General features: G+C 42.7%; 10 protein-coding genes and 2 pseudogenes. 3 read left to right on the top strand and 9 right to left on the bottom strand.

Annotated features, from left to right (window positions below):
* Positions 1-39: 39 nt before the first annotated feature.
* A complete protein-coding gene (gene rsd / locus BW947_RS09140; protein WP_115406853.1) occupies positions 40-525 on the bottom strand; it encodes a sigma D regulator in 486 nt (161 codons plus the stop codon).
* A gap of 458 nt (positions 526-983) precedes the next feature.
* On the opposite strand from rsd, the gene hemE reads away from it, so the two are divergent.
* Both hemE and BW947_RS09125 read left to right on the top strand, forming a co-directional pair.
* Entirely contained in the window at positions 984-2048 is a 1065-nt protein-coding gene (gene hemE / locus BW947_RS09130) for a uroporphyrinogen decarboxylase (RefSeq protein ID WP_076498735.1), read from the top strand.
* 350 nt (positions 2049-2398) lie between these two features.
* Positions 2399-4962: pseudogene (locus BW947_RS09125) on the top strand (putative bifunctional diguanylate cyclase/phosphodiesterase).
* A gap of 92 nt (positions 4963-5054) precedes the next feature.
* Here the strand turns inward: BW947_RS09125 and BW947_RS09120 are convergent.
* The gene (locus tag BW947_RS09120; RefSeq protein ID WP_076498733.1) at positions 5055-5453 is read right to left on the bottom strand and encodes a hypothetical protein; all 399 of its coding nucleotides are present in this window, start codon (positions 5451-5453) and stop codon (positions 5055-5057) included.
* Between the two features lie 688 nt (positions 5454-6141).
* Here BW947_RS09120 and BW947_RS09115 point away from each other — a divergent pair.
* Positions 6142-6489, top strand: a pseudogene (locus BW947_RS09115) (transposase); the annotation flags it as partial.
* A 164-nt stretch (positions 6490-6653) separates the two neighbouring features.
* Here BW947_RS09115 and hemB read toward each other — a convergent pair.
* From hemB to tatA, 7 genes are read right to left on the bottom strand one after another with little or no spacing between them, the layout of a single operon-like run.
* Entirely contained in the window at positions 6654-7661 is a 1008-nt protein-coding gene (gene hemB / locus BW947_RS09110) for a porphobilinogen synthase (RefSeq protein ID WP_076498728.1), read from the bottom strand.
* Between the two features lie 9 nt (positions 7662-7670).
* On the bottom strand, positions 7671-9542 hold the full coding sequence (locus tag BW947_RS09105; protein ID WP_076498726.1) for a sensor domain-containing diguanylate cyclase: 1872 nt from the start codon (positions 9540-9542) through the stop codon (positions 7671-7673).
* Positions 9535-10338 (bottom strand): TatD family hydrolase, encoded by an 804-nt coding sequence (locus BW947_RS09100; RefSeq protein WP_076498724.1) that lies wholly within the window; start codon positions 10336-10338, stop codon positions 9535-9537. Before BW947_RS09100 ends, BW947_RS09105 begins: the two co-directional genes overlap by 8 nt.
* Positions 10338-10850 carry a hypothetical protein gene (locus BW947_RS09095; RefSeq protein WP_076498722.1) on the bottom strand — a complete coding sequence of 171 codons (513 nt, stop codon included), beginning with the start codon at positions 10848-10850 and terminating at the stop codon, positions 10338-10340. Before BW947_RS09095 ends, BW947_RS09100 begins: the two co-directional genes overlap by 1 nt.
* Before the next feature lie 46 nt (positions 10851-10896).
* Positions 10897-11649 (bottom strand): twin-arginine translocase subunit TatC, encoded by a 753-nt coding sequence (gene tatC, locus BW947_RS09090; RefSeq protein ID WP_076498720.1) that lies wholly within the window; start codon positions 11647-11649, stop codon positions 10897-10899.
* A gap of 3 nt (positions 11650-11652) precedes the next feature.
* The gene (gene tatB, locus BW947_RS09085) at positions 11653-12126 is read right to left on the bottom strand and encodes a Sec-independent protein translocase protein TatB (RefSeq protein ID WP_076498718.1); all 474 of its coding nucleotides are present in this window, start codon (positions 12124-12126) and stop codon (positions 11653-11655) included.
* Between the two features lie 6 nt (positions 12127-12132).
* On the bottom strand, positions 12133-12372 hold the full coding sequence (gene tatA / locus BW947_RS09080) for a Sec-independent protein translocase subunit TatA (RefSeq protein ID WP_076498716.1): 240 nt from the start codon (positions 12370-12372) through the stop codon (positions 12133-12135).
* Positions 12373-12411 lie beyond the last annotated feature (39 nt).

Below are 12411 nucleotides of genomic sequence, written 5' to 3'. Positions count from 1 at the left end.
GTAAAGACCAATGCTGGCTAAGTCTACTGATAAAATAACTTAGGCTTGTTGGCTATTCTCAGAATGCTTACGGTACAGCATTTCAAGTAATTCATCTTCGAGTTCAAAACGAGTTTCCATATTATGAGCAAGCTCAGATAAGTCTTTATCGAGTTGGGAAAATACCTGATCGTCTTGAGTCTCGGCATATTTATCGTTGAAATCTAATGCAATATTAGTCGTTGGCGTGATCTTCGGTAGCATTTGCTGCGCCAGAGTTTTGCTCGACTCCCCGTATTCGCTACAGGCATTGACGACGGTGTCGTAGATCTCAAAGTGTCCTTCGGAGACATAGTCGACTAATAAATCACAGAAAATTTTAACTTTTTCAAATGAAGGAAGAGATTTTTCTGATTTCCCGTAGGGAGGGAGCCCGGCAATTTGGCAGTAATGCACTAACAATTTGCGACGACTTTTTAGCCATTGATCAATCAGCTTATTAGAACCGCCCCATTTTTGTTCTGCTTTCTCAAGTTTTCTCAGCATGATGCATTCCATTTGAAGTGCCTATACATCACTCTAATGTAGGGACTAGTTGCTATTCGATCAACTGTTATTATGTAGATTGAGAATAATGGTAAATGGACAAACCAGTTGTTTTGTCTAAAAAAATACAAATAAAAAGCCCAACGATAGAAACCTATCGTTGGGCGAGTAACGTTTATAGCAGGCTCGATTATAGGAGCTTCTTGATTGTTCTTGCTAGCGCAGACTTTTTATACCAAAGGCAGGGAACGGGCGCAACTTTTTTCTATCTGAGTGTGACTTTGTTACGAATAAACACTGCAGTATGTTATCTGCATAGCATTTTGCGCATTATGTGATTGAATCGCCATCAACGATGGCGATTGGGTCACATAAATTTGCACATAAAGGTTACATTATTCGCGTAAATGCTAAACTACCGACCCTGCGGATTTCAATAAGACTAGGAACTAAGCCCAATGGCAGAATTAAAGAACGATCGTTACTTACGCGCGCTACTAAAACAGCCTGTTGATGTGACCCCTGTGTGGATGATGCGTCAAGCTGGCCGTTATCTTCCTGAATATAAAGCGACTCGCGCGCAGGCGGGTGACTTCATGTCTTTGTGTAAAAATCATGATCTTGCCTGTGAAGTCACGCTACAGCCTTTACGTCGTTATGACCTTGATGCAGCAATTTTGTTTTCCGATATTCTGACCGTGCCAGATGCTATGGGCTTAGGTTTATATTTTGAAGAGGGTGAAGGCCCACGTTTTCAGCGTCCCACTAACACCATCGATGCAATTAAAAAGCTGCATATTCCCGATCCAGAAGATGAGTTAGGTTATGTGATGAAAGCGGTGAGCACTATTCGCCGCGAACTGAATGGCGCTGTACCGTTAATTGGTTTTTCAGGCTCACCTTGGACACTGGCCACTTACATGGTTGAAGGCGGTTCGAGCAAGACTTTCGAAAAAATTAAAAAGATGGCCTACGCAGAACCAATGGCACTACACATGCTGTTAGATAAGCTGGCTGATTCAGTTATTTTGTATTTGAATGCCCAAGTTGCCAACGGTGCACAATCTTTGATGATTTTTGACTCGTGGGGCGGTGCGTTATCGCACAGTGCTTATCGTGAATTTTCGCTGCGTTATATGCAGAAGATTATCGACGGTCTGACTCGCTTTGCCGATGGTCGTAAAGTCCCAGTGACTTTGTTCACCAAAGGTGGCGGTTTATGGTTAGAAGCCATGGCAGAAACGGGTTGTGATGCATTAGGTTTAGATTGGACTGTGGATATTGCCGATGCCCGTCGTCGTGTAGGTCATAAAGTGGCACTACAAGGCAACATGGATCCATCTATGTTATATGCACCGATTCCTCGTATTGAAGAAGAAGTCGGTCATATTCTAGCCGGTTACGGTGAAGGTACTGGTCATGTATTTAACTTAGGCCACGGTATTCATCAGCATGTAGATCCAGAACATGCCGGTGCCTTTATCAAAGCTGTGCATGCGCAATCTAAGCAGTATCATAAATAAGCTTCACTTTAATAAAACAGGCCCGCTTGCGGGCCTGTTTTATTTTGGTCTTCAATTTGATTATTATGCGGTAGGTACGATGTAACTCATCGGCGTATTTAACGTTATTACCATATCAAATATTACCTGCATCATCGAAATAGAATGACCCCTCATAAGCCGTTATTGAGATAATTAATGTTTTAAATCAAGGATGAAATGTTGATTTAATTGCATGCTATTGCTTACTTTTACAACGAGTAAAGCGAAGTGATGTTTAATATTAAGCGTAATTGAGATATGTTGCGTGGCGCTATCTAGTGGTATGCAAAATCGTGAATTAATTTAGTCATCATAAGCTGTGGAATGAAATGCACATTGGCAAGAAAATATTGGCGTTTATTGCGGGTTTTTGTCTCCCAGCGGTCGTGATTGTCTCCTATTGTCTGGGTTGTTGGTACGACCATCGCATCGATTTATTACGTCAAGACAGTGCTAAGCATGAGCTTGCTAATATTCAGCAACAGTTTCAAATTGATGTCAGCCGCTTAACCTTTCTCAATAATATCTACGCTTTACCTTTATCTCAATTTGATGAAGATCAGCTTAAAAAATTGGAGTCCTCGTGGCACGAGAGTGCTATATCGGCCAATCTTGGTTGGTATATTTTGCGCGATGGCGAACTGCAGAGTTTTTCCCCAATCAACATCCTTTAAGTAAGGATAAATTGCAGGGAATTGCCAGCGCTATCAGTAGTGCTGGCCAACAAAGTATTGCAGGCGCTTATGTGATTGATGCTCAGGCTTATGTGGTCACCGCAGTGGCTTCTGCACCCAATGAATATGTACTGTTAGTTCGACAACTGACAGAGAGTGACTTACTTAAATATGCTCAAGCCTCCTTGGTGGCTAAGGTTGCGATAAGCCATGTCAATATAGCTCCGACAAAGGTTGATGGTACTTATAATGATGCGATTGAAATCCCAAGTCTGTTAAAAGAAGCGCCGGTTTATCTTCAAGTACAATTCTCCGACAGTCCTTTTCAAGAGGTTAAATTTAAACTCGATTGGGTATCACTTGGATTTATTTTACTTGGAGTGCTTATTGTTGCCCTTGGTTATATTTGGCTGCGCGCAGGTTTACTTAAGCCTTTTAAGAACTTAATGCGGCAATTGGCGCAAGTTGATCCTATGGCAAGTGTCTATCAACCCGTAGTGGGTGAAGGGGTTGAGGAGTTCATCCTGCTTGCTAGTAGAGTTAATCGCCTGTTAGCCAGAATTTATCAGCAAAAAGAACGCGCTAAAATTACTTTAGAATCAATAGCCGAAGCAGTAATTTTAACTGATGTTAATGCCAAGGTTATTTATATGAATCCGCGAGCTGAAGTGCTGTTGGGCGTGGACAGTTACCAGACGATAGATCAAAGTTTGGCGAGTTTATTAAAGGCGGGTGAGCAACTTAATCAGGCGGTATTTAGCTGTATTGACCGCGGCGACTCAACGCCACAGATAGCCAAAATTAAGCTATTAACGGCTTCCCCTCGGATTATGGAACGCAGTATCAGCAATTTACGTAGTCACGATAAAGAAATCGTCGGTACGGTAGTGGTACTGCGGGATATCACTCAAGAAGAATTACTCAAGCACCAGCTACATAAAAAAGCTAGTTTTGACAGTATTACTGGGCTGTTGAATCGTCAGGCCTTTGAAGAAAAGTTACCCCAATTTACCGCTTCAGCTCAAACCATCGCTGTTTGTTATATTGATCTCGAGCAATTTAAGTTGATTAATGACAGCTGCGGTCATGCGGCTGGCGATCGTATGCTGGCGATGGTTGCTAAAGCGATGCAGTCGTGTCTTGGCCCGCAGGAGTTATTGGCACGCCTTGGTGGTGATGAGTTTGGCTTAGTCATTTGTGACCGCAGTGCATTATCGGTTGCCAAGTTACTCAAACAATTGATTTTACAAGTCTCATTGCAGGTATTGAGCAGTGGGAATACGCATTATAAGGTGGGTCTAAGCATAGGTGTTGCTTTTGGTCGTGCGCCCTATATTAATGCGCAAGAATCATTGAAAGACGCCGACATTGCCTGCATTGCCGCTAAAGCTAAGGGCGCTAATCAAATTCATTTTTATGATGATAAAGATAAAGAACTAACCTACCAGCGAAACGCGCCTAAGTGGGCGGTGCGTATTGCACAGGCGATTGAAGAAAATGAGCTAATCCTTTATTACCAACCAATCCGTAGTTTAAGCGGTGGCTCGCTGCGGCAACGTATGGAAATCTTGTTACGCATTCAAGAGCCCTGTGGTCGCATTCTGCCTCCTGCACAGTTTATTGCTGCCGCCGAGCGTTTTAGGTTAATGCCTGATATAGATAAAGAAGTGATCCGCAAGGCCTTTTTATGGTTGTCTTTACACTCCAAGCTTTGGCCTGATCACTGTATTTCAATTAATCTTTCGGGTAATAGTTTGGGTGCTGAAGGTATGGTGGAATATATCATCCAGCAACAGCAGGTTTTTGATATTCCAAGTCAATGTATTTGCTTTGAAATTACTGAAACTACCGCGATCCAAAATCGTAATCGTGGTATGGAAATGCTCAAACAACTACGTAAACGAGGTTTTTCGTTTGCATTGGATGATTTTGGTAGTGGTTTCGCATCTTACGGTTATCTACGGGAATTACCTGTAGATTATGTCAAAATCGACGGCTGCTTTATTAAGAATCTTGCCGTGAATGCTAAAGATTACGCCATAGTGAAATCGATTCAGGATGTGTGCAAAGTTATGGGTATCGAGACGGTTGCTGAGTTTGTTGAAAATCAAGATATTATAGATAAGTTGCATACCATAGGTATCAATTATGCCCAAGGTTATGCAATTGGCCGTCCACAACCTTTGGCCAACTATTGTGAGCAATATGATTTAAGCTGAGCGGGTAAGCGGGCTAAATCATTATCTGTTTAGCTTTCTGCAATGACAAAATGCTATGACGGCTTCAGCATTGCGACTCCGTAAACAAATCGTTATTTGCTGCTAGTTTGCGCCTTAGGCGATTTAATGGGTTCAATGAGCATTGTATTATATTGTTTGATCTTCCAGCCATGATCACTAAACTCTTGCACCCATTCGCGTTGGACTCCTAGGCTTGCTTGACTCACGCTGCGGGTGTCACCTACGTTGGGCGAATTAGCAGAGGGCGAGGGTAGGTTGTCGATATCCTGAGTGGGCGCGCATACTTTACTAGTGTAAATTATTTGACTCATAATGTTGGCATCAAAGTTTTTACTCTGCATTTCTGCGCCGAGAAGTTCACCGTTATCCCTATAAGTGCGCTCAATAGTTAAGCAAGAATAGTCTTGTTTTGCGTAACAGTAAGCACTACATCCTAACGTGAAAATAATAAAGTAATAGCTAGTTTTCATCATTACCTCTGATTTATTTATGCATATAAATTCACGTTAATACATTTATACTCAATTAGGTTGTGTCAGAACTGAGTTGGTGATCGTACTACGCAAATGATAAAATCCTATCAACGTAAAGACCTATTCCGCAACTGATTACTATGCATATTATCTATATCAGTCGAACGCATGAAGGAAGGAAGCACCATTAGTGGATTAATACCAATCCGTATTAACAGTATTAAACTGTGATCTAATACACTTACCATTTTCAAATCATTGCATACTGTGAAAAATTACACGTCTGTTGAGCTCATTAAACTATCAAAGTTAGAAAAAGATGCCCGTATGCGCATTCGCATATTGGCTGTTTCTTGTTTTCTGGAATGTCACAATCTGCTCAAGTCGATCGCCAACTTAAGGTCAGTCGTCGCAGTGTCAATGAATGGGTTAAAAACTACTTAAATCTGGGTCTTGGTGGCTTGAAAGCCAATATGAGTTCGACCAATGCGAGTAAACTCGACGAACACCAAAAGCAGGCTCTCTATCAATATATAGACCAATCAAGCCGATCAGAGCAGGCGATTAACCGGACTAGACATTCAGTCATATATAGAACAGCAGTTAGGCATTCGTTACATCTAAATTATTGGTATAATACATTGAAATAGTTAGCTTTAATTTTATGGTAAGTCGTTTTAAATACCCAAAACTCTTTGGTGCTGTGTGCCCAGCTACGGGGGCAACAAAAGCGTTGGTCACGCCTTTCGTTAATTAAGATGCAATGAGGCAACACTTAACGCAAATATCAGAGGCAACTGATTCGGATAGATATGCACTTGTTATCATTGATGGAGCGGGCTGGCATACGGATGATATAGCAAAAGAATTCAGTAATTTATCAGCTCTCAAATTACCGCCCTATTCCCCAGAGTTGAATCCGATAGAACTGGTATGGCATTGGCTAAGACAGTACTGCTTGGCAAATAGGTGTTTTGGCGGTTATAACGATATCGTTGAGCAGGGTTGCAATGCTTGGAATACATTTATTTAGCGCAGGGACAGGGTAAAAAGTTTGTGCATACGAGACTGGGCCAATATGGGCAAAAAATAATGCGGATTGGTATAAAAGTAGTAAAGTAATTTAATAAAAAATGCTATTCACTTCACAGTGAATAGCATTAGTCTTAATGACGGCTCGCTTACCACACAGATACTCTAAGCTTCTTTAAGCCACTGCGCAGCGCGTTTTGCAAAGTAAGTTAAGATACCATCGGCACCTGCGCGTTTAAAGCAAAGTAGTGATTCCATTACAATCGCTTTTTCTGCTAGCCAGCCATTTTGAATTGCGGCCATGTGCATGGCGTACTCGCCACTCACTTGATAGGCAAAAGTAGGTACTGCTAGTTCTGTTTTTACGCGATGGACGATATCTAAATACGGCATGCCCGGTTTCACCATCACCATGTCAGCACCTTCTTGGATGTCGAGCGCGACTTCGTGCAACGCTTCATCGCTGTTAGCGGGATCCATTTGATAACTATGTTTATTACCGCCTTTAAGGTTACCCGCAGAACCGACTGCATCACGGAACGGCCCATAATAGCTTGAAGAGTATTTGGCTGAATAAGCCATGATCTGGGTATTTACATAGCCTGCAGCTTCAAATGCTTGACGAATAGCGCCAATACGACCATCCATCATATCCGATGGCGCAACAATATCGGCGCCAGCTTCTGCGTGTGATAAGGCTTGCTTCACTAGAATGTCGGTAGTGATATCGTTAAGTATGTAGCCGGTTTCATCAATAATCCCGTCTTGACCATGAGTGGTGAAGGGGTCGAGTGCCACGTCAGTCATGATCCCAAGCTGTGGAAAGGCTTTTTTAAGTTCACGTACCGCCCGCTGCACTAACGCATTGGCGTTATAAGCCTCCTCTGCCAGGAGTGTTTTTTTCTCGGCTGGCGTTACTGGGAATAATGCGATTAATGGGATACCTAGCTCGACAAGTTCTTCGGCTTCTTTTAGCAGCAAGTCAATTGTGTAGCGTTCTATGCCGGGCATAGAAGCGATTTTTTCACTGCGATTTGTCCCTTCGATGATAAACATTGGGTAAATTAAGTCATTTACACTTAAGTGGTTTTCGGCCATGAGTCTACGACTAAAATCATGTTTACGCATGCGGCGCATTCTACGCTGGGGAAAGGCACTGGTAATAATGTTCACATTTGACTCCTAATTAGATGCTGGCGAGTACAATTTTACTTGGTTACGCCCGCCATTTTTCGCCTGATAAAGTGCTTTATCTGCTTGTTCTAACAATTCTGTGCCGTGTTGTTCATGGGTAATGATATCAACACTGACCCCGATGCTAATGGATAAGGGAATCAATTTCCCCTCCCACTCAAACCTAATTGCAGCAATGGCTTCTCTTATCGATTCAGCAACTTGAATAGCACCTTCTGCTGCTGTATTTGGCAGAATAATAGCAAATTCTTCACCACCAAAACGTGATATGAAATCCGTTGGTCGTTTTAAATTTTGTTGTAGGGTTTGAGCGATAGTGCGTAAAGCCTGATCGCCCGCAAGATGTCCATGTTGGTCATTGATGGACTTAAAACGATCAATGTCGAGCATTAATAATGCGATAGGTGTTTCTTGGCGGCGACTGATGCGGCTTTCTGCAATAAGACGTTTATCAAAGGCACTACGATTTTTAACGCCAGTGAGACTATCAATGGTGCTTTGCTCTGTCAGTTTTTGATTTACGTCGTGTAACTCTCTGAGGGTGATCTCTAGTTCTAAAGTCCGCTCCTGCACCATTTGTTCAAGTTTCTCATTACTTTCTGCTTCGGCTTTTAAGGCTTCTTCCCGTGCACTTCGAATTTTCTGAGCTTGCTTTAATGCTTCTTGCTGAATACGTATTTTAGATTTTCGTTCATCGTTATAACGAATGGCGAGCACCAGTGACATGAAGATGATTTCAAAGGTAAGACCCAGCATTACTGGGGTCTGTGGCTTAACATTTAATTCAATCACATTCAAATATAACAAGCTACTGATGCAGGTGCCTGTCAGCATGCTCATCCAGCCAATGGTGTACATACGCGCGAGTTTATGGCCATTGATGGCTTGAATAATGGCAAAGATCATAAGAACTAGGCTGAGCACAGCAACTGAAATAATCTCAATATACAACGCATTACCATAGTGCATAAAAGGCGAGGCTAATCCGACGCATAAGATATATACAGCGCTATAACGACAAATAACTAACATACGACGGTTTAAATATTTAAGTTGCAGTATTTTTTCTGTGAACATGAGTGCGAATGCCATCACAACAGGCAGTAAAAATGGCACCATAATTTGCTGCAATACAGGCCAGTCTGGCCAGAGATGGCGGAAGGCAAAACCATTAATCGTCGCGACCAGTAAGGTCATGCTGAGCACGTAACCTGAGTAGTAACTGTAACTAAATGAACCTGATGCAAAAGCAATAAAAAGACTGAAAACACCAATTGCAGCCAATATGCCGAGTTGAAAACCGTGCTCGACAGCTGTAGATTCGGCTATTTTTGCTAAGTCGTTTGATGACCATAGGTTTAACGGTACTGCCGCATTGCCTTCTGTTTGAATGTGTAGATAGAAGGTGTGCGTCTCATCCATAGTAATCTTAAAAGGATACAGAAAAATATTACTTAAGAATGGACGTTCACTATAGGGGAAAACATCACCCATAATAGTAGTGTTGATGAGACTGTTATCGACTAAATGGTAAATAGTGATCTTATCCAACAAGGGGTTATCTAACGCTAAAATATGTGAAATTATTTTGTCTGGGCTAGTTAAGCTAAAATTGAGCCAAAAATCGTGACCGCTGAGTTTTTGAATATCTGCATTGGTAAAGCTATGCCAGTTATTTTTGGGTAAGGCTTGTATGTCAGCCAAATTATTCGCCGATACTGGATGTGCCACCATTAACCAAGGCGTCAGATTCAAAGGGGTTGTTGTCGACTCATCAATGCTGAGTAAGATTGCGCTTGCAGGCGATGAGCCTATCCATAGCCACAGCAAGAATATTAATGAGAAACAATTTCTAAGCATGGATCTGGTCCAACTTAAAAAACGCTAAGCTATTTTGGTAGCAACGCTCAGAAAATTCATCGGCATTTTCACCGCGTAAGTTAGCGATATAGTTAGCGATGTAAGGAAGATACTCTGGCTTATTTTTACTCGACTTAGGCTTCGGCCGCATGCTACGGGGAAGCAAATACGGGCTATCGGTCTCAATTAAAATACGATCCTGTGGAATGTAGGGCACCAGCTCTGCTAATGCTTGGCCGCGTCTTTCATCACAAACCCAACCGGTAATACCTAAGTGTAAATCGAGGTCTATATAGGCTTCCATTTGCTCATGAGTGCCAGTGAAGCAATGTAATAATGCGCCCGTTAGCTGCGGGCGATATTCGCGCAAGATAGCGATAAAGTCTTCATGGGCATCACGTTCGTGCATCAACACTGGCATTTGCAAATTAATCGCTAACTCGAGCTGGGCAATAAAAGCTTGGCGTTGAATCGACCGAGGTGAGAAATCACGATTGTAGTCTAAACCGCATTCGCCAACGGCAACGACTTGGGCTGCTTGGCAAAGCTCCGCTTGCTGTATGCTTGACTCAGCATTCCAACCACTGGCGTGATGAGGGTGTACACCGGCAGTGCAATAAAGTTGACGAGGGTACTGTTGGCAAACGGTAATCGCAGCGGCACTCTCGGCTAAATCGCTGCCAATAACAATTAACGGCGAAACACCTTGGTCCGCCGCCGCTTGTATAATTAACGCTATATCTGCTTCGAGTGCACTACCAAGTAAATTGACTGCGACATCTATGTATGAGGGCATTATTTTAGACGTTTCACTCGGGCCTTGGCATTGCGATCATCTGTACCTAGCAAGAAAGAGCCTAAAGCGGCTTTTTCAATATAGACGGTGTCGCCAGGCTTTAAGGTAAACTTACGGCTGTCGGTTTGTTTCCAAACTTGGCCATTGGTAAACGTCACTTCAATCGCACCATAGGCATCTTCTACACGGGATTGAACTTCTAAATAAATTTTATCTACTGTATTTTCATTAATACGCTTGGCTTCCATACCAAAGTTATCAGTAGCAGATACTTTTGGAATCGTGGTGACTACAGCAGTAGTTGCCGCGACTGTTGCGACTGCAGCTGGTGCTTCTTGAATACTCGGGCTCGTAAGGGCGCTCTCTTGCACACTCGCGGCTAATTTATCGAAGCAAATCAAGCGTTCTAGTTTATCTGCTGTATCGGCACATTGTGATAATTGCTGTTCAATACTGGCATTTGCTTGAGCTGATACCAGCATTATTGCCACTGTAATAAAAGTTAAGCGCATGAGGGTCTTCCTTATTATTATATTTTTCTAACGTACAGTTAAAACGCTAGCTGTTCGTTTTGTCAGCTTCGTCGTCAGACTGATCATCAGGTTTACTGTAGAAACGAGCTGCTAATAAACCGCCTTCGAACAATAACAGCATCGGCACAGCAAGCATAGTCTGAGAGATAACATCCGGTGGGGTTAATAACATACCCACAACGAAGGCGCCTACCACAATATAGGGGCGTTTTTGTTTGAGATCTTCAGGTGTCGTCACTCCAGCCCAGCAGAGTAAAACAACGGCGATGGGGATTTCAAAGGATAGGCCAAAAGCAAAGAAAAGCTTCAATATAAAATCAAGATAACTGCTGATGTCAGTGGCAACTTGCACTCCTTCGGGCGCTGTATTGGCGAAAAAGCCAAAAACGACTGGGAATACAATGTAATAAGCGAACGCAATCCCTAAGTAAAACAATAAGGTACTGCTAAAGAGCAGCGGCATGACTAATCGCTTTTCATGTTTATACAAACCTGGCGCAACAAAAGACCATATTTGGAATAAGACATAAGGCACAGCGACGAAAAAAGATAATACTAAGGTCAATTTAAACGGGGCGAAGAAAGGCGCGGCGACGTCTGTCGCAATCATGCTGCCACCAGTAGGTAAAGACTGCATTAACGGTATTGCCATGTAGTGATAGATGTCATTTGCCCAATAAACGCTACAAATAAATACTAATAAGACACTGGTAATCGATTTAAGCAGCTTGGACCTAAGTTCAAGCAAATGGCTGATGAGTGGCTGCTGTGGCGACATTTATTATCCGTTGGCTTTCGGGTTAGAACCGGTATCCGCGCCCTGAGAAGACTCACTTGAAGCTGCGGAAGATACTGATGTTGGACTCGCCTCTACAACTGGGTTTGAATGAGCTTGAGTCGTTTCAACTGGGCTATGAATTTGATTCTCTGGAGCTGGTGTGTCTTTCGACGGTTCCTGAACCTGATAAGGACGATTCACCGATTGCGCCGCTTGCTTTAGTTGCTCAATGGATTCTTTAAGCTCAGGTGAAAGATTTGATAACCCTTTGCTTTCGGCTTTTTTAAGATCCGCATGTAATTGCTCGATCTTCAGCTCTTGCTCAAGTTCTTCTTTTACTGAGTTAGCCATGCGTTTCATCGCACGGATCCAACTGGTTATTGAACGCACCGCAACCGGTAAACGTTCGGGGCCAAGCACCACTAGCCCCAAAACACCGATCAGCAGCAGCTCCATAAAGCCGATACCGTCAAACATAAAGAGTTACGCCTGTTCTTTGTTAGACTCAGGTTTCTTTTCAGTCGCCTGTTGAGTCGTTTCTGCTGTTTTAGCTGCTTCGGTGTCTTCTAATGCCTTTTTATCTTCTTCAGAAGACATGGCGTTTTTAAAGCCTTTTACCGCACCACCTAAATCACCGCCCAACGAGCGTAATTTTTTTGTTCCGAACAACAATACAACGATTAACGCAACGATAAGAAGTTGCCAAATACTAATACCACCCATAAAGGTATCCTCTTAATTGATATCGGTTCTATTATGAAC

This window comes from Shewanella morhuae (genome assembly GCF_900156405.1).
Taxonomy (GTDB): domain Bacteria; phylum Pseudomonadota; class Gammaproteobacteria; order Enterobacterales; family Shewanellaceae; genus Shewanella; species Shewanella morhuae.
This window is presented reverse-complemented; position numbering and strand designations above follow the sequence as displayed.